This is a genomic window from Bacillus atrophaeus (assembly GCF_001584335.1).
GTDB classification, from domain to species: Bacteria; Bacillota; Bacilli; order Bacillales; family Bacillaceae; genus Bacillus; species Bacillus atrophaeus.
Genome location: NZ_LSBB01000020.1, coordinates 257,038 through 275,037, shown reverse-complemented (window position 1 = coordinate 275,037; position 18,000 = coordinate 257,038). Strand labels below are relative to the sequence as shown.

Here is an 18,000-nt window from a genome sequence, read left to right as displayed (position 1 = left end):
CCTAGGCTCCTTTCTTTGCTTTGGAAAGCTTGATTCTTGGATCGATGATTCCGTATAGCACGTCTACAATAAGTACACATAAAAGCAGAATAACACTGAAGAAAACCGTTACGCCCATGATTACAGTGTAATCCCGATTGGAAATACTGTTTACAAAGTGGGCGCCCAATCCAGGTATACCGAAAATCGTTTCAATGATAAAGCTTCCTGTTAAAACTTGCGCAGCCATCGGGCCCACATATGTAACGACCGGCAAAAGTGCGTTTCTCAGCGCGTGCCTTACCGTTACAATCGGCCTTGATAAGCCTTTCGCTTTCGCTGTCCGAATATAATCACTGTTTAACACTTCTATCATACTTGAACGGGAAAGTCTGGCGATAAATGCCATCGGCATCGAAGCGAGCGCAATTGAAGGCAAAAAGGTGTATGCCCAGGAATCCCATCCTGCGACAGGAAAAATCCCCAGTTTCATAGAGAATATGTATTGTAAGACAGCCGCCATGATAAAACTCGGAACTGAAATACCGAAAATCGTTAAAATTGCAACTGTATAATCCTGCCACTTATTATGATAAAGGGCCGCAATAACCCCAAACAATACACCAAACGCTAAAGCGAGGAGAATGGCTTCTGCTCCAAGAGTAAATGAAACGGGGAAACCTGAACTGATCAAATCATTAACGCTTTGGCCTTTATATTTAAAAGATGGTCCGAAATCCCATACCGCTACTGATTTTAAGTAGCTGACATATTGGACAAAAAGCGGCTTGTCCAATCCGTAATGCGAATTTAAGTTAGCTTCAATTTCAGGCGGAAGTTTTCTTTCACCCGCAAATGGCCCGCCCGGTGCTGCCTGCATTAAGAAGAATGTTACGGTTACAATCACAAATAACGTGATAATCATATAAACTAAACGTCTTCCGATATACTTTAGCAAAGGGATACACCTCCATGTTTTTTGCATTTTTATACTCCATCAGTAAGAAAGGTATACGAGGAACCCTTCCCCATATACCTTAAAATCTTTTGTTTTCAGATGAAGAACCTATTTAAAATAAGCATTTCTAAAATAAATCTCACCAGTACCCGTCAGGATTGCGCCTTTTAGGTTTTCATCCTGCACCCATGGATCGGTATAGAAATAGATAGGGGCAACAGGCATTTCATCCATAAAGATGCCCTCTGCTTTTTTAAGCAGTTTCGCACGCTTTGTTTCGTCTGTTTCCGTTTGAGAATCATCCAGAAGTTTTTTGTATTCAGCATTTTCCCAGCCTGTATCATTGTTGCCGCCTTCTTTATCTTTGAACAATTCAAGGAAGGTGATCGGGTCATTATAATCGGCAAGCCAGCCCATACGGCCGATTTGATAGTCTTGGCTGTGAAGCTTGTCGATGTAAACATTCCATTCGGAATTATCAAGCTCTACATTGACGCCAAGGTTCTTTTTCCACATTTCCTGGACGGCTTGAGCAATTTTCGCGTGGGCATCATCCGTGTTGTAAGATACTTTAATCGTCGGCAGTTCAGATACTTTGCTCAGACCCATTTCTTTGAGCCCTTTTTCCAGATATTCTTTTGCCGTTTTAACGTCGTTATCTTTGAAGTAGCCTTTGTTGTTGTCTTCAAATCCCTTCATTGTCGGCGGAACGGCAGCCATAGCCGGGATTTGCTCTCCTTGCGTCACATTTTCAACAATAGATTGACGGTTAATTGAATAACTTAACGCTTTACGGATGTTCACATTATTCAACGGCTTAGCTTCAGTATTAAATTTGTACCAGTACACTCCCGCAATCGGTTCTACATGAAGAGAACCGTCTTTTTTCAAGCTTGGAAGTGATTCTGTCGGAAGCTGCCCAAGCGGCATACCCGCCCAATCAAGCTCTCCCGCTTGGAATTTCTTCAACTCAGTGTTGGTGTTATTAATCATGGTCATGTTGATATTTTTCAGCTTGACTTTGTCTTTATCCCAATACTGGTCGTTCTTTTCAAGTTTGATAGATCCGCTGTGTTTCCATGACGCTAATTTGAATGGCCCGTTTGAGACATAATCGTCACCGGCATTCGTATTCCATTTTTTATTTTTCTCTGCAATTTTTTTATTAATCGGCATATAAGTATAGAACGCGGTTAACTGAGTGAAATAAGGTGTCGGGTTATTCAATTCAACCTTTAATGTTTTGTCGTTTTCCGCTTTTACACCAACATCGTCAAGGCTGCCTTTGCCTGTGTTTGCAGCTTCAGCGCCTTTGATGTAATAAAGTTCGTAAGCATATTGTGACTCGTTCGCCGGGTCAAGCGCCCATTTCCAGGCATACTCGAAATCTTCGGCAGTTACCGGATCTCCGTTTGACCATTTCGCGCCGTCACGAATCGTAAAGGTATATGTTTTTCCATCGTCACTTTTTTCGATCTTTGAAGCTGCTCCTTCTTCAGGTTCCCCGTCTGAATTGATACGAGTCAATCCTTCAAAAGTCTGGCGAATGACTCCGCCGGACACTGAATCATTAGCCAATCCAGGATGCAGTGAAAAAGGCTCAGTTTTAATATTTATATTCAGTGTTGTTTTCCCTTTACTGTCTTTACCATCACCACTGCTGTTAGTTCCGCCGCCAAAGCCGCATGCGCTTAAGACGAGAGTGAAAATAAGCAGCAAACTTACAATCGACCAACGCTTCTTCAATGAAGTAGCCCCCCTAAAATAATTTTTCAGCTCCTTACGGCTAAATCCTCAGAAATATCAGACAAATGAACCTATGTTTTCGTAACATTTACTCAGTTCCGTCTATTCTGATTATTTTTTGTAAAAAAGCTGTAACAAAGAAGTGAACAAGTTCATTATAATGAAACAAATAATTTATTGCAATATTATTTTTTCAATTTAAAATATTTAAACTTCGTCAGTTTTTCTCTCAAAAACGAGATATACTTCGATGTTTTAAAGCGGAAAATCATTGATATTCTTTATCATTTAGCGGCCTGAAGACATGTGTTATTCGATGGGCAGCTACAAATAAATTGGTAAAAATGGTGTTTTTACTTGATGACATTTGGTTATAATTGATTTATAATGAAGCAATCAAATGTAAACTTTGCTATGAAAAAGAGTAGTACACATTCACCCCGTTTACAGAGAGTCTGCGGTGCTGGGAGCAGATAATGGGCAATGTGGAATGGACTTTGGAGCAGCTGACCGAACTTGAAGTAGGCTCAGACGGAGCAGTCTCCGTTACCAACGTCTGGAGTGATTCCATTTTAATGGAATAATCAGGGTGGCACCACGGTTCATTCGTCCCTTTTTTATAGGGGGAGAATGGGCCTTTTTTATTATGCAATAGAAATGAGGATGATGTTGAATGAAAAAAACGATTTTTTCCGGCATTCAGCCGAGCGGCTCAGTAACACTCGGCAACTATATTGGAGCGATGAAGCAATTTGTCGACTTGCAGCACGACTATAACGGTTACTTCTGTATCGTTGACCAGCATGCGATTACAGTTCCCCAGGACCGTCTTGAATTGCGGAAAAATATACGTAATCTTGCGGCGCTGTATTTGGCAGTCGGGCTTGATCCTGAAAAAGCAACGCTGTTTATACAATCAGAGGTGCCGGCTCATGCCCAGGCCGGATGGATGCTGCAATGTGTCGCTTATATCGGAGAGCTCGAACGCATGACACAATTTAAGGACAAGTCTAAAGGCAAGGAAGCCGTTGTTTCCGGACTGTTAACATACCCGCCGTTAATGGCCGGTGATATTTTGCTGTATGGCACAGATCTTGTTCCTGTCGGCGAGGATCAAAAGCAGCATCTTGAACTGACGCGAAATCTTGCCGAGCGCTTCAACAAAAAATATAACGATATTTTCACGATTCCTGAGGTTAAGATTCCGAAGGTCGGGGCGCGTATTATGTCTCTGGCTGATCCCCTCAAAAAAATGAGCAAATCAGATCCAAACCAAAAAGCGTTTATCACACTGCTTGATGATCCAAAGCAGCTTGAAAAGAAAATCAAAAGCGCTGTGACGGACTCTGAAGGTATTGTGAAATTTGATAAAGAAAACAAGCCCGGTGTTTCAAACCTTCTTACGATTTATTCAATCCTTGGCAACACTACAGTTGAAGAGCTTGAAGCGAAATATGAAGGCAAAGGCTACGGCGAGTTTAAAAGCGATGTAGCCGAGGTTGTAGTCGGTGCGTTAAAACCGATCCAAGACCGCTATTACGAATTAATCGAAACAGATGAATTAGACCGGATTCTCGATGAAGGCGCTGAACGCGCTAACAAAACAGCCGGCAAAATGCTAAAAAAAATGGAGAACGCAATGGGTCTCGGACGGAAAAGACGCTAATTGAAAAAACCGCTTTTTGCTTTGAAGCAAAGAGCGGTTTTTATTTAATTCACTTTCGATTCATTTTCCATTTCCCATAACTTTTCGAAAAACGGCTGTCCTTTTATTAGGTTTTCGCAAAACGAGAGATGCTTGTCCGACCAGCCTTCGATTGTCTCGTTGTAAAGCATGTTCCATATCTCTTCAAAGCTCATTCTCTTGATCTGCCCGTACATATGCGGATTCCATTCAGTGTACCAATAAGCGATCTCGGCTCTGTTATTGAGCCCTTTCAGCTGATCAAGCGCCATAAACATGAGCTGTTTAATTTGGCGTTCTTTCCTCGTCAGCCCTCTGACATGCTCCGGCGCCAAGGACAAAATGTGGTATTCCTTAGAAGATTCCAGTTTGTTCGGTTCAAATTCATAGGTTTCAGGTTCTACATCCTTAATCATTTCATATACAAGCTGTTCCTGTCTCGGAATCAGGCGGCTTTTTCTGACCGGGATGGTATAGCCGATTGTATCAACGGCCAAGATGCCGATTCCGTCCGTCACCACAAAGCAATACTCAAGCTTCGTCCGCTCATGGTTTTTTCTGATATACGATTTTTGATGGACACCATCGAGCAATTCTTTCGGAAGCTCTGATAGATCATTTTCTATGTAATGATACAACACCGACGGGACTCTCAAAAGAGGCACCTGATCCAAAAGCTCTACCGTATCCTCCTTGCGCCATTCGTGAAAGTGGCATACATTGTAGCCATTCTCTTCCCCTTCAAACCAATTCACCCACACATCATGAAGAAATAACATCTCTGACCCCTCACTTTATAAAAACTGTTGTCCACAGTATAGGCAAGGGAGAGAGAAATTATTCCAATGAAAATGATGAAATATATAAGCAGCGGTCGACTTATTATTTTTTCAGGCATAATAAAAAGCAGATTCTCTATGAAGATAATCTCACAATAGAAACCTGCTTTTCATTTTGTTTTTGTCACTGATTCTGACATTAGTTTCGTTTTTCTTTTATTTAATATTTTTCGGATCAAGCGCATCACGCAGCCCGTCTCCGACGAAGTTAAAGCACAGAACGGTAATTAAAATAAATAGCCCGGGAAATAACGGGTACCACCACGCTTGAATCATGAGCGTGAAGTTTTGCGCATCCTGCAGCATATTCCCCCAGCTTGCGATCGGGGGCTGGATGCCGAAGCCCAGGTAGCTTAATGTTGACTCCGCTAAAATGACGCCGCCTACTTTAAGAGTAGCAGACACAATAATCGGTCCGAGGCTATTAGGCAAAATATGCGAAAAGATAATTTTGTAATTTCTTGTCCCGATGGTTTTAGCAGCTAAAACAAATTCCCTTGAGCGGAGTGATAAAAACTCTCCCCTTACAAGACGCGCCGTCGTTGTCCACCCTGTTAATGAAAAAATCAAAATCAGTTTATCCATCCCCGGCTGGAATATCGTTACTAAAGTGATCAGAAGAAAAATATCAGGAATGGATAGTACTACATCAACCGTTCTCATCAAGATGGCGTCCACAATTCCTTTAAAATATCCCGCAATCGCCCCAACGACCGTACCGATTGTAATCGCACCTATTACAGAAGCAAATCCTACAAGCAACGATACACGTGCCCCATATAAGATTCGTGTAAAGATATCGCGGCCGAATTTATCTGTCCCCATCAGATTTTGAGCGCTCGGCGGCTTTAATTTATTGATAAGGCTCTGGCTTTCTGGAGAATAAGGCGCAACGAATGGCGCAAACACCGCCAGCAGAATGATAATCGTTAATATAAATCCTCCTGCTACAGCCAGTTTGTTTTTAAAAAACTTTTCAAAAAAGATTTTTGTCATTGTTTCGGGTTTTTCACGAATGTTTTCCTTCAGCTTAACCTCATTAGAGGGTGTCGCAGTATTTGGTTGTGACATGTTATCTCTCCCTCTCTGTTAATACTCAATACGCGGATCGACCAATGCGTATAAAATATCGGCAATTAAATTTCCGACGACTACCAAAACAGCAGAAATGACTGTCATTGCCATAATGACCGGATAATCTCTGGAAAACGCTGAATCTATAAATAGTTTGCCAAGTCCCGGCCAAGTGAAAATTTGCTCAACCACAACCGCTCCTCCAATAAACGAAGGAATCATCAAACCGAAAATCGTAATAACAGGAAGAAGGCCATTTCGCAATCCATGCTTAAAAATGACTTTATTTTCTCTAAAACCCTTCGCGCGAGCAGTCCGTATATAGTCCTGTTTCATTACATCAAGCATACTGGATCTGGTATATCTCGTAATGCCCGCCATATCTGCCGTTGCTAAAACAAATGACGGCAGAATCAAGTGATGAAGCCTGTCAAATATATTGAAATCCGCATTTAATGTGCCGACCCCGCCAGTTGGGAACCACCCGAGATTTACAGAAAGAAACATAATGAGGATTAATCCAAACCAGAAATTCGGTATTGCCAGCCCTAAAAATGAAGTAAACGTAATACCATAATCAAGTTTAGAATAAGGACGTTTCGCAGAAAGAACACCAAATGGTATCGAAATCAGAAGAGCGACAAAGGTTGAGAATATCATTAACACCAGCGTATTGGGCAGGCGCGAAAGGATTAATTCGGAAACAGGGGTGCCTTTTTTAACAATAGACGTACCAAAGTCGCCTTGAATCATATTTCCGAGCCATTTTAAATACTGAACAGGCTCAGGATCATTCAATCCGTATTTTTCAATAAACTTTGCTCTGTCCGCTTGGCTGATGGTCGGGTCCATCATCAGGGACATCGGATCACCTGGCGCCGCTTTCATAATAGCAAAAGACAATATGGTAATGCCTAAAAGAATCGGCAGAGACATTAATGTTCTTCTAATAACGTATGTAACCATACACTTGTCCCCTTTTAAAATAAAATGAGAAAGAGAAGGAAGAAATCCCCTTCCCTTTCTGGAAAATGCTATTATTTATCGAGCCACCATTTTTCAATGTGATACAAATCATTTTTAGGGTGGAATACATACCCTTGCATATTGGATGGAATCGCTCGGTGATAATTGTAATAGAATAAGAAACTGTACGGCTGATCTTCGGCTATCAGCTTATAAATTTCTTCATATTTCTTCTGATATTCTTTTCGGTCTGTAATGGTTTTAGCTTCTTCAAGAAGCTTATCGACCTCTTTGTTTTTATACCAAATATTATTTAAACCATTTTCAGATTGGCTTGAATGGAAGATGGTGTACTGATCCGGGAATGTTGCAAGACTCCAGCCCAGAAGCAACGCATCGTAGTCCCAGTTCGGAGCACTTGTTTGCTCAATCAGCGCACTGAATTCAACAATTTGCGGCTTCGCTTCAACGCCCACCTCTTTTAACTGCTGCTGGACTACTACCGCTAAATCTTCTCGAATTTTATTCCCCTGATTTGTTTTAATGGTGAAAGAGAATTTTTTTCCGTCTTTATCCAGGATGCCGTCTCCATCCGTATCTTTCCATCCAGCTTCTTTCAATAGCTTTTTAGCTTTTTTCTGATTAAAGTTAAAGGTTGGAATTTTGCCTTTAGGGTAATTCCAAGAAAGCGGGCTTTCCGGTACGTCTGCCACTTCACCGTCTCCGTTAAGCACTTGGTCCACCATTGCTTTACGGTCAAGCGCATATGTCAGGGCTTGACGTACTTTTTTGTCTTTAAACAAGTCATTTTTTTGGTTCCAGCCAATGTAGCTATAGTTAAGGCCTAGATCAGATTTAACCTTTACATGATCAAACGTTTGAACGGTCTCAAAATCCGTGCCCGGCACTACAAAGAAATCTACGTCTCCCGCTTTCAACTGGGCAACGGCAGCATTTGCATCCGGGATCGTTTTGACTGTTACGGTGTCTAGGTATGGTCTTCCGCCATAATAATCGTCATTTGCTTCAAGTTTTACATAATCACCTTTTTTCCATTCTGAGAACTTAAATGGCCCTGAACCAATTGGATTTTTGCGGTTAAATTCGTTCTCGCCAAGTTCCGCAACAGGAACATCTCCTAAAATATGTTTAGGAAGTATTCCATAACTGTCTAAAACGACGTTATAAAAATAGGCATCCTTTTTCTTTAGTTTAAACTCAATTTCGTAATCACCTTTTTTGGTTACAGATTTAAGGGACTCAAATCCCGACCCGCGTTCTCCATTGTAATCCTTATCCAGAGGAATACTGTATGTGAACACAACATCATCTGCTGTCAGCTCTTTCCCATCGTGAAATTTAACACCTTCCTTAATTTTCACGTCATAGGTCAGACCGTCATCTGATTCAGTGACTTTTTCAGCAAGTGCAGGTTTTACATTTAATTTCTCATCCGTTTCCAAAAGTGTGCTGAAAATCATACCTTCAATATCTGAACTTGCAACATCCGTTGAATAGAGAGGGTTAAACAAGGTAGGCTCACCAGTTGAGGCTACAACCAAGTCCCCGCCCTTCTGCGGTTTTCCGGCTGGTTTGTTTTCGCTGCTTGTTGATTTTGACCCTGAGCAGGCTGATAAGAAAATGGCCAGAACCATCAGTACACTTAGCATCGTCAGTGCTGTTTTTCTTACTTTCATCTTCATTTCCCCCTTTGAAATGTAAGTTGTCAGTTAGATCGTGTTGGTTATGTAGTACGCATACCCCCTCTCAAGTCTCGCTGCGCCGTGACTCTTCGTTAACCGTAAAGGTGACAGGCGACAAAATGGTTGGGAGCGGCTTCTTTAAATTCGGGTATTTGTTCTTTGCATATGGCTTTTGCGGCGGGGCATCTTGTGTGGAAAACACAGCCTTTCGGCGGATTGGCCGGACTTGGCAGTTCTCCTTTTAAGACGATACGCTCGCGTTTGACGGCTCCTTTTTTTCTTGTGACGGGTACAGAGGATAGGAGCGCCTGGGTATACGGGTGAAGCGGGTTATCGTAGAGCTCATGCTTATCTGTCAGCTCCATCATTTTACCTAAATACATGACGCCGACTCTGTCGCTGATATGCCGCACGACGCTTAAATCGTGAGAGATAAATAGATACGTCAGGTTAAACTCTTCCTGCAATTCTTCCATTAAGTTGATCACTTGGGCTTGGATTGATACGTCAAGCGCAGAAACCGGTTCGTCCGCTATGATCAGTTCCGGATTTAAAGTCAGGGCTCTCGCAATGCCGATCCGCTGCCGCTGTCCGCCTGAAAATTCATGGGGATAGCGATTGGCGAAGGATGGATGGAGGCCGACTCTTGCCAAAAGCTCTTCTACTTTCTCGTTTCGTTCCTTCATGCTGTACATATGATGGGTATTGAACGGTTCCTTAATAATGGATCGCAGGGTTTTTCTCGGATTTAATGAAGCGAACGGATCTTGGAATACCATTTGAATGTTTTTGCGGACACTTTTTCGCAAACTTTCCTCTGACAGGCTGGAAATATCTTGGCCTTTGAATAGAATCTGGCCTTCCGTCGGTTTGTAGAGTCTGATCATCGTACGTCCCGCTGTCGATTTCCCGCAGCCGGATTCTCCTACAATCCCGAGTGTTTCTCCTTTTTTTAAAGAAAATGAAACACCGTCAACAGCCTTTACATCACCGACTTTCCTTTGAAAAAAACCAGATCGGATTGGAAAATATTTTTTGACGTTTTTCAGTTCTAAGATTGTTTCTTCCTTGGCTGTTGTCATGTTTGGTCGGCACCCTCTTCCTCATATAAAAAGCATCTCACAGAACGCCCGCTTGGATGGGCTAAAAGCGCAGGCTGATCCGTCCAGCATTTGTCCATTGCTTTTGAACACCTCGGGGCAAACCGGCAGCCCGCCGGCAAATTGTCTGGTGTCGGCACACTGCCTTTGATTGCATTTAATGTATCAATCTCTCCATCTATCACTGGAATCGAGGTAAGCAGACCTTCTGTGTACGGATGAAGCGGTTCTAAAAACAATTCATCCACTGTCGCATTTTCTACGACTTGTCCGCAGTACATGACGATCACTCTGTCGGCCGCCTCTGACACGACACCTAAATCGTGTGTAATGAGAAGGATAGAGGTGTTGAATTTTTGACAGAGCTCTTTCATCAGTTCAAGCACTTGTGCTTGTATGGTGACATCGAGTGCTGTCGTCGGCTCGTCGGCAATCAGAAGCTTCGGGTTGCAGCTCAGCGCAATCGCAATCATGACCCTTTGTCTCATTCCGCCTGACAGACGGTGGGGGTAATCCTTCATAATTTGCTCTGCCCTGGAGAAGCCGACCATCTGCAAAAGTTCAATTGCTCTTTTGCGTGCTTCTTTTTTATTCATATTTTTATGGTAGATAAGCACTTCGGTAATTTGTTCGCCGATGGTTAACACCGGGTTAAGGGAGGTCATTGGTTCTTGAAAGATCATGGATACGTCGTTGCCGCGGATTTTGCAATAGTCATTTTCGGTGTATGTTACAAGGTCCTTGCCTTCTAGTGTAATGGAGCCATCCATTATTTGTCCGCCGGAGCTTTGGACCAGGCCCATAATGGAAAGGGAAGTAATGCTTTTGCCGGAGCCAGATTCTCCAACAAGCGCGACGGTTTCTCCTTTATTGATATGAAAATCAACTCCGTCTACTGCCGGGATCGGCTGCTTTTTTCTGAAAAAATATGTTTTTAAATTCTGCACTTCTAACAATGTGCTCATAATACTCTCCTTTCACCATCATGGTGTAAAAAATGTTTTAGAGAGAAAATAAACTTTCTATTCTGAAATCGCAAAAAATATTGAATTGCCATAAAATTTTATAGTTGTATATTATTACAACACTTTTACAAAAGCAAGAATTTTTTAGGATAAATGTAATATTATTAATTAAATTCCAGACTTTTAATCTTTTAAAGCGTTGCTTCCAGAAAGGTTTCTGACTGGATACTTATTCCGTCCTTGGTATTTACCTTTTTCTCAGTTAAATATTTTTTTACAATATTGAATCCGACTGCATATCCCAGCATGCTCGGATAATATCCTTTTCCAAACAGAAGCTGCGGGTATAATGCGCTTTCCCGCTTTAGATGAAGATGTGGCGCGATCTTTTTTTTGTAAAGCAGCTGAAGCTGGTCTTGTGTATAGTAAGAAGTCCATTCTGCCGTTTGGCTGCTGCCGAACCTCTCATAAACAGCATATTCGGCCAATCCTTCCATGATGATTGTATCAAGAAGTGTGACGTCTTTTTCTTGTTTTGTCATATGTTCTAACCGGCAAACGTGATGATATTCATGGGTCATTAAGGCCGAGACAGAGGAATTCGGAGGATCTGACGGGAGAAAAAGGAACATTTTGTCCCGAAAAGCAAGGCCTGATTTCGAACTGAACTCCAAGCGAATTTTCCGGTTGCGCTCGTCAACCGGCAGCACGATAATGGGTACATCCGGCCCCTCCCATTTCTTCATCAAACATTGCTCTTCCTTTTGGATATGGCTAAAGCTTCCTTTTTCTTTCAACAAATTTATTGTATTTTTGCCCTCTTTTAGACTGCGGAACATCCCGTGGTTTTGGAGGTGGCCGAGTATTGCTTTCCAGTCTTCTTTTGCGGCTCCTGAAAAGAAGGGAACAATGTAGCGGGACAAGTCATTTATAGATGTTGAGGACTCGAACCAGCTATACGTTTTTTTTACACTCAAGTGAATCGCCTCCTTTTCGTATTCTATGCACGGCAAAAAAACCGGCTACCTTAATAGGCAGCCGGCAAGTCATGATGTTATTGATATTTTTTGAAGATCAAGGTCGCATTATGTCCGCCGAATCCGAGCGAGTTGCTGAGGACAACATTTAAGTCCTGTTTCCGCGCAGTGTCCGGTACATAATCAAGGTCGCATTCTTCGTCTGGTGTTTCGATATTAATCGTCGGCGGAATGATACCGTCTTTAATGGCCAGTATAGAAAAAATCGCTTCAACTCCGCCAGCCGCACCCAGAAGGTGGCCTGTCATTGATTTTGTGGAGCTGATCGCAAGTTTATTCGCGTGCTCGCCGAAAACGGTTTTAATCGCCATTGTTTCGTATTTATCGTTATAGTACGTGCTTGTACCGTGAGCGTTGATGTAATCAATCTCTTCTGGCGCAAGCCCTGCGTCTTTAATCGCTTCCTGCATGGCTCTTGCTCCGCCCTCACCGTCTTGAGCAGGCGCGGTAATGTGATAAGCGTCTCCGGTTGAACCGTAGCCGACTATTTCCCCATAAATCCTCGCTCCGCGGGCAAGTGCGTGTTCAAGCTCTTCAAGAACCACGATACCTGCTCCTTCACCCATAACGAAGCCGTCACGGTTTTTATCAAACGGGCGGCTCGCTGTTTTCGGGTCCGGATTAGTTGAGAGCGCTTTGTTTGCGCTGAATCCCGCAAACGACATTCTTGTCAGCGGCGCTTCTGTTCCGCCTGTGATCATCGCGTCTGCATCACCGCGCTGAATGACTTTGAACGCGTCACCAATCGAGTTTGTTCCTGTTGCGCACGCTGTCACGGTACAAGAGTTGACTCCTTTGGCACCTAAAGCGATTGAAATTTGGCCTGTCGCCATGTCTGGAATCATCATCGGAACGAAGAACGGACTTACCCGTCTCGGCCCTTTCGTTAAGAAGATTTCAAATTGTGATTCAAGCGTTTCCAGGCCTCCGATGCCGGAACCGACCCATACGCCGACTCTCGGTGCGATATCATCCGTAATCTCAAGGCCGGCGTCTTGAACGGCCATTTTAGCGGCTACCACAGCGTACTGTGTGAACCGATCCATTTTTCTTGCTTCTTTTCTATCCATATAATCTTCAACATTGAAGTCTTTCAATTCAGCGGCTACTTTTGCCGGATATTCTTCTGAGTCAACACGTGTAATCGGACCGATTCCAGATACACCGTTGATTGCGTTCTTCCAGCTTGTCTCGACATCATTGCCCAACGGGGATAATGTCCCAAGTCCTGTAACGACTACTCTTTTTTTACTCATATTGTGCACCTCACCCTTTTTCTATCGGCCCCAGCGCAATGCAATGGCGCCCCATGTTAATCCTCCGCCGAATCCAACCATGACGACTACATCGCCGTCTTTGATTTTTCCGGCTTCCAACTCTTCTACGAATGAAATCGGTATAGACGCGGCAGATGTGTTTCCATATTTATGAACGGTTTTAGACATCTTTTCGACAGGAAGCTCCAAACGCTCGCGCGCCGCTTCCATTATGCGGATGTTCGCCTGGTGCGGAATGAGAAAATCGACATCTTCTTTTGAGAGGCCGGCTTTTTCGATGACATTCACGCTTGACTGACCCATTTGGCGAACGGCAAATTTGAACACTTCTCTTCCATGCATGATTGTATGTCCTTTTTCATCCAAGTACAAGTGCTGACCGCCTGTGCCGTCCGCTCCAAGTTCAAATGAAAGGATCCCTCTGTCATCACTGACAGGCCCGACCACCGCAGCGCCCGCTCCGTCTCCAAACAGAACGGCAGTGTTGCGGTCTTCCCAGTCTGTAATGCTGGAGAGTTTCTCAACGCCTATGACGAGAACATGTTTATATGTTCCTGCTTCTATAAATTGTTTACCTGTGACAAGCCCGTACATGAACCCTGCGCATGCCGCGCTGATATCCATCGCACACGCTTTTTTCGCGCCCAGCTGCTCTTGAATCATGCATGAGACAGTCGGAAATGATTGATCCGGTGTGACGGTGGCAACGAGAATCATATCAAGATCCTCAGGCGCAACTTCAGCTTGTTCAAGCGCTTTTTTGGCAGCGGCAACCGCCATATGTGATGAATACGTATCCTCTGAGGCTATTCTTCTTTCTTCTATCCCTGTTCTTGTACGAATCCACTCGTCAGAAGTTTCAACCATCTTTTCTAAATCATGATTCGTCAAAACCTTTTCAGGGATAAAACGGCCCATTCCAAGTATTCCAGCTTTCATCGGGAAGACTCCTTTATATCTTAAATTTAGAAGATCAAACGTTATGATCAATTATTAGTATCTGGTACTAATCCTACCCTATTTTTTTTCTGTTGGCAATATATTCGTCTAATCTATCAGCGCTCTTCTCTCATAGATTATGTTATAAGGACGAAAAGGAGGCGTATATTGTTGGATGTATTTTCAAAAATGATGTTTGGCGATTCCGCAGAAAAAAAAGAGAAACAGGACGAAAAAGAAGCGGTTTCCCGTTCGGGCAAAGAGGAGACTGCCGAAGCAGTCGACTACATGCATGTCATGAACCAAATCGGCTCTATTATGAACTCGCTTGACCAATTAAAACCTGTTTTAAAAGACCTCGGCCCGATGGTTACCGCTTTAAAGAAAAAAATCATGTGAAAAGCCACTTCAATAAAAGTGGCTTTTTATTATTCATTTTCTGATTTTGCGTCGGACTTGCCAAGCTCGTAAGCTTCCGCCATCACCGTTGAAAACAGATTCATAAATGGCTGTATGGACTCGGCGGACAGCTCGATCCCCGATTTTTCCAGCTCCGCTTTTGCTTCCGGCAAATATTTCATCGCGATTTGCAAAAATTCAAGTGATTTTTCATGCTGCATTCGTATTCACTCCGTTACTCTTTTTTCGGCAGTTCATCTGTTTGATTATACGTTTTGATAAGAGCGGCAATTTTATCTTGGAAGGCTTTGTCGACAAGAGGACTGAATGTCCCCATTTCAACCACATGATCTTTAAAATCGAAATAGTGATCTCCGCTTTCCAAAGTGCCGTTGCTGTATTGCTCGGCTATGATGCCATAGGCCTTGTCCACATTTTGAACAGTGCTTGTCAAAACGGTATTTTCGCCCTGATCAGACTGGTCTGTGACATAGCCGATCGCATAGAGACCGTCTTTTTTAATTTGTTGAATGACAGGAACATTATACCCATCTCCGGCGGGATATACAACATCCGCGCCTTCCTCTTTTATCTTCTCATAAAGCTTCACGGCTGTGGTATCGTCATCCCAGTGGTCTGTATATTTCGTATTGATAGTGATGTCCGGATTTTCATACTTGGCCCCTTTGATGAAGCCGTCTACTTCAGGCTGCCATTTAAAAGAAGCAATCACGCCGATTTGATTGGTTTTGGACATATGTGCGGCTGTCATCCCGCCGAAAAACCCCATCGCTTCTCCGTTAAGATGAACGCTTGTGACGTTGTCGGCTTTTGATTCCGCGTTAGAAATGACAAATTCCATGTCCGGGTAATCCTCACTGACCAGATTAAACATTTCTTCGTATTCACTGCCATGGCCAAAAAGAAGGTTTATCCCTCTCTTGTGGTAATCTTCAATGGCGTTTAATATATCCTCATCAGTCTTAACGCCTTCTTTATAGTAGACGTCGACATTATATGCAGATTGTATACTTAGTAAACCTTTATACCCTTTTGTTCCCCACACTAGATCATTGATGGTATCGGGAAAGAGCATACCGACCTTCTCAATTTTTCCTTTAAACGGAGTTTGTCCACATCCGCTCAGTAACAGGAGGACAGAAAAGATCATGACAAGCCTAGTGATCATGTCATGTTCAACCCCTTTTGCAAGCTATAACATGTATATTCCATATACGTTTATTGTATCTGGAAAGCTCGAAACATGGAAGGTATTTCTTAATATTTGTCGAATAATGATGAAAATTGTCTTTTCCACTCGATAATTTTTGTTTTTGCTTCCTCTTCCGGCGTTTGTTCTTCGACTTGCAAATGAATAACCTTACTTCTGTCCTTCTCGGTGCCTGACACAAGATAGTTCCTCAGCTGATCAGCCACGTCATCAACGAAAAAGCTGTTTTCCGTTTTTTCTTCTTGCTCTTCTTTCCATGGGCCGTACATTCTCGGAAGAATAATGCAACTGACCGCATCATTTTTCACTTCTTCTTCCCACTTCTGCCTGTCATGCTCATAGACAAGTATATAAACAGTTTCGTTTTTGAAGCTGTCTGCAGAAAAATCGCCGCTCCCATACTGGACACAGACTTTATCATATTGTTTGTCCCCGATATACTTTAATTGGCGAAAGTGTTCGTTTCTTCCGAGCCACATCAGCCGTTCTTCCAAATAGATTCGTCTATTCTCATTATCCGGACTTGCCAGAATGACATCAACGTCATTACCTTCATCCATCATTCTTTCGCATAATGAAAGGCCGAAAAATTCATCTGCACCAATAATCAGCATTGAGTCCATTGATCTGCCGCCCTTCTAATTTTTAATATTCAGCAAAGCAAAACAGCCCTCGGTAAAGAGAAGGCTGCTGTTATTGTATTCACTATAATTCTTTTTCATGCCTGTGAAAGAAGTTACAGATAGATGTGTAGATTCTGGTCGGGTGCTCAAATAAGTGGAATGTGATATCCACCGGGCAGCCTGCGTTTTTTTGCGTGTCCTTGTAAACTCCCGCATGCATGCTGTATGGGTAAGGCGCTCCGGTCATCCGCTGCCAGATGTGCACAGGCAGCCGGCTCGGATAGCCTTTTATCGTTTTATAAGACCGTTCGGCCGCTTCTTTTTCTGTTATTCCGTAGCTTTCGGCTGCTTCTTTTAAGAATTGTTTGTAGAAAAATTTGTTTTCTTTTTCTGATTCATAATGTGCCTGAAGATCGAGACAAGGATTCAGCATCGCTGCTGAACGGATGTGTTCCGGGGAAAAACGAAGCAGTTCATCAGCAACGAGGGCGCCCATTCCGTCTGCTAATATATGAATCTTCTGATTGAGGATCTCCTGCTTTAACACAAAGTGGATCAGCTGTTTGGCATACGTGACCGCTTTTTCTGCGCCCCAGTGCCTTCCGTACAAATTGCTGTTAAAAATCGTATATCCTTCTTCCCTCAGCATATTCAACAGCTGATTTCTCCCATAATGCTGAAGCCAAAAGCTGGTCTCATCACCGACGAAGTGAGTCCGGTCTCCCAATATAAAGATACCGAATCCGTTCGGCCGATACGGCAGATGAATGACGTTTTGCTCCGATCCCATTTGAAAATATCTTTCCGTTAATCCCATCGCCTGCCCGCCTCCTTTCGCAGCTTCATCTCACGCTATACTATGCTATGTAGAAAGAAACAAAACGAATAAGGTAAAGTCCTAGTGATGCCTTGAATTGGCTATTATACCAATAGACGATATTTATTTTTATTTTACCATTAAAATGAAGATCAAGCAGAATGATGAAATGAAGAGGGGCATTAAAATTAACTTCCTACTCTACTTTATATATGGTATGATAACCTTTAGAATAGAATGAGAAGGACGAGGTGGAAACGTGCGATTTATTGTTGCTTTTATTTGGACGTTCCTTTTATCACATATGGCTTGCTACTTGATCGCCTCTATGAACAGAGCCGAGTATAACGTGACAACATCTTCTGTTATCGCTGTTATTATCACAGTGCTGGTTATTGTTCTCGGCGAGATGCTTCCTATGAAGAATGAAACAAGCCAACAGCATTAAAAAAACCTGCTTATGCGCAGGTTTTTTTTTACGGCTTTCTTTGGTATGTCCATAGCCTGTTATGATTCGATGTCTCAGGAAACATGTCTCCTGCCGTCAAATGAATTTTTTTCGGGTTTTTCACCATGCTTCCTGTTTCGCCGATTTCTACATACGCACCGTTATTAGGCGCTTTTTGCCCAGGTCGGAATTGATGCTGCTGTCCCATTGTATCC

Annotated in this window: 19 protein-coding genes and 1 other annotated feature; of the genes, 3 read left to right on the top strand and 16 right to left on the bottom strand. The window is 42.9% G+C overall.

From position 1 onward, the window contains the following. Nucleotide 1: 1 nt before the first annotated feature. Entirely contained in the window at nt 2-937 is a 936-nt protein-coding gene (oppB, locus tag AXI57_RS14975) for an oligopeptide ABC transporter permease OppB (RefSeq protein WP_035175064.1), read from the bottom strand. A gap of 108 nt (nt 938-1,045) precedes the next feature. After that, on the bottom strand, nt 1,046-2,683 hold the full coding sequence (locus AXI57_RS14970) for a peptide ABC transporter substrate-binding protein (RefSeq protein WP_061670515.1): 1,638 nt from the start codon (nt 2,681-2,683) through the stop codon (nt 1,046-1,048). Between the two features lie 405 nt (nt 2,684-3,088). Next, nucleotides 3,089-3,300, top strand: a binding site (T-box leader). A gap of 56 nt (nt 3,301-3,356) precedes the next feature. On the opposite strand from AXI57_RS14970, the gene trpS reads away from it, so the two are divergent. Beyond that, nucleotides 3,357-4,349: a tryptophan--tRNA ligase gene (gene trpS / locus AXI57_RS14965; RefSeq protein WP_061571221.1), complete on the top strand. Its 993-nt coding sequence runs from the start codon at nt 3,357-3,359 to the stop codon at nt 4,347-4,349. Nucleotides 4,350-4,393: 44 nt separating this feature from the next. Here trpS and AXI57_RS14960 read toward each other — a convergent pair whose 3' ends face one another. From AXI57_RS14960 to fabH, 9 genes are all read right to left on the bottom strand, one after another. Next, complete coding sequence (locus AXI57_RS14960; protein ID WP_010788236.1) at nt 4,394-5,146, bottom strand: YjbA family protein; 753 nt, start codon at nt 5,144-5,146, stop codon at nt 4,394-4,396. Between the two features lie 216 nt (nt 5,147-5,362). Next, the gene (gene opp4C / locus AXI57_RS14955) at nt 5,363-6,277 is read right to left on the bottom strand and encodes an oligopeptide ABC transporter permease (protein WP_003327591.1); all 915 of its coding nucleotides are present in this window, start codon (nt 6,275-6,277) and stop codon (nt 5,363-5,365) included. Between the two features lie 18 nt (nt 6,278-6,295). Further along, complete coding sequence (locus AXI57_RS14950) at nt 6,296-7,246, bottom strand: ABC transporter permease (RefSeq protein ID WP_010788235.1); 951 nt, start codon at nt 7,244-7,246, stop codon at nt 6,296-6,298. A 71-nt stretch (nt 7,247-7,317) separates the two neighbouring features. Then, nucleotides 7,318-8,943 (bottom strand): peptide-binding protein, encoded by a 1,626-nt coding sequence (locus AXI57_RS14945; protein ID WP_061670514.1) that lies wholly within the window; start codon nt 8,941-8,943, stop codon nt 7,318-7,320. A gap of 98 nt (nt 8,944-9,041) precedes the next feature. Next, nucleotides 9,042-10,031 (bottom strand): oligopeptide ABC transporter ATP-binding protein AppF, encoded by a 990-nt coding sequence (gene appF / locus AXI57_RS14940; RefSeq protein ID WP_003327594.1) that lies wholly within the window; start codon nt 10,029-10,031, stop codon nt 9,042-9,044. After that, complete coding sequence (locus AXI57_RS14935) at nt 10,028-11,014, bottom strand: ABC transporter ATP-binding protein (protein ID WP_061670513.1); 987 nt, start codon at nt 11,012-11,014, stop codon at nt 10,028-10,030. The genes appF and AXI57_RS14935 overlap by 4 nt, the downstream gene beginning before the upstream one ends. Nucleotides 11,015-11,205: 191 nt before the next feature. After that, on the bottom strand, nt 11,206-11,991 hold the full coding sequence (locus tag AXI57_RS14930) for a DUF2268 domain-containing putative Zn-dependent protease (RefSeq protein WP_061670512.1): 786 nt from the start codon (nt 11,989-11,991) through the stop codon (nt 11,206-11,208). A gap of 77 nt (nt 11,992-12,068) precedes the next feature. Beyond that, nucleotides 12,069-13,307 (bottom strand): beta-ketoacyl-ACP synthase II, encoded by a 1,239-nt coding sequence (fabF, locus tag AXI57_RS14925; RefSeq protein ID WP_061670511.1) that lies wholly within the window; start codon nt 13,305-13,307, stop codon nt 12,069-12,071. A gap of 21 nt (nt 13,308-13,328) precedes the next feature. Continuing rightward, on the bottom strand, nt 13,329-14,267 hold the full coding sequence (fabH, locus tag AXI57_RS14920) for a beta-ketoacyl-ACP synthase III (RefSeq protein ID WP_003327597.1): 939 nt from the start codon (nt 14,265-14,267) through the stop codon (nt 13,329-13,331). Between the two features lie 171 nt (nt 14,268-14,438). Between fabH and AXI57_RS14915 the strand changes: the two genes are divergently transcribed. Then, nucleotides 14,439-14,666 carry a hypothetical protein gene (locus AXI57_RS14915; RefSeq protein ID WP_061670510.1) on the top strand — a complete coding sequence of 76 codons (228 nt, stop codon included), beginning with the start codon at nt 14,439-14,441 and terminating at the stop codon, nt 14,664-14,666. A gap of 29 nt (nt 14,667-14,695) precedes the next feature. Here the strand turns inward: AXI57_RS14915 and AXI57_RS14910 are convergent, their stop codons facing one another. From AXI57_RS14910 to AXI57_RS14895, 4 genes are all read right to left on the bottom strand, one after another. Next, nucleotides 14,696-14,887, bottom strand: a complete 192-nt coding sequence (locus AXI57_RS14910; protein ID WP_010788228.1) for a ComZ family protein — start codon at nt 14,885-14,887, stop codon at nt 14,696-14,698. A 14-nt stretch (nt 14,888-14,901) separates the two neighbouring features. Then, the gene (locus tag AXI57_RS14905) at nt 14,902-15,855 is read right to left on the bottom strand and encodes a BMP family ABC transporter substrate-binding protein (RefSeq protein WP_061670509.1); all 954 of its coding nucleotides are present in this window, start codon (nt 15,853-15,855) and stop codon (nt 14,902-14,904) included. Nucleotides 15,856-15,944: 89 nt separating this feature from the next. After that, nucleotides 15,945-16,520 (bottom strand): hypothetical protein, encoded by a 576-nt coding sequence (locus AXI57_RS14900; RefSeq protein WP_061670508.1) that lies wholly within the window; start codon nt 16,518-16,520, stop codon nt 15,945-15,947. 82 nt (nt 16,521-16,602) lie between these two features. Beyond that, nucleotides 16,603-17,337 carry a hypothetical protein gene (locus AXI57_RS14895; RefSeq protein WP_061670507.1) on the bottom strand — a complete coding sequence of 245 codons (735 nt, stop codon included), beginning with the start codon at nt 17,335-17,337 and terminating at the stop codon, nt 16,603-16,605. A gap of 259 nt (nt 17,338-17,596) precedes the next feature. Here AXI57_RS14895 and AXI57_RS14890 point away from each other — a divergent pair, with 259 nt between their 5' ends. Then, nucleotides 17,597-17,785 (top strand): YjzD family protein, encoded by a 189-nt coding sequence (locus tag AXI57_RS14890; protein ID WP_003327604.1) that lies wholly within the window; start codon nt 17,597-17,599, stop codon nt 17,783-17,785. Nucleotides 17,786-17,813: 28 nt separating this feature from the next. Here the strand turns inward: AXI57_RS14890 and AXI57_RS14885 are convergent, their stop codons facing one another. Continuing rightward, nucleotides 17,814-17,993 carry a YjzC family protein gene (locus AXI57_RS14885; RefSeq protein WP_003327605.1) on the bottom strand — a complete coding sequence of 60 codons (180 nt, stop codon included), beginning with the start codon at nt 17,991-17,993 and terminating at the stop codon, nt 17,814-17,816. Between the last annotated feature and the right edge of the window lie 7 nt (nt 17,994-18,000).